Origin of the sequence: Streptococcus sp. CCH8-H5 (genome assembly GCF_001556505.1) — a bacterium.
Taxonomy (GTDB): domain Bacteria; phylum Bacillota; class Bacilli; order Lactobacillales; family Streptococcaceae; genus Streptococcus.
Map to the genome: position 1 here is coordinate 1 of NZ_LSIZ01000123.1, position 208 is coordinate 208.

Annotated in this window: 1 protein-coding gene; it reads left to right on the top strand. The window is 45.2% G+C overall.

Features of this window, described 5'->3' with window-relative positions:
- Positions 1-208: Ig-like domain-containing protein (locus AX663_RS10835; RefSeq protein ID WP_231724224.1), on the top strand; the 208-nt coding region annotated here is incomplete at both ends.

The following is a 208-nucleotide window of genomic DNA, read 5'->3' on the forward strand; positions in this document are numbered from 1 at the left end:
CATCAGTAGAAGTAACTGCAGAACCAGGCTCAACTGTTGCTCTTTACGATAAAGATGGCAACAAGATTGGTGAAGGAACGGCTGCTAGCAATGGTAAAGTAACCATCACACCAACAGTTGATATTCCAGCAGGAAATGTAACAGCTAAAGCAACAGATGCGGCAGGTAACACATCAGACGCAAGTGATCCTAAAGTGGCGACAGACAC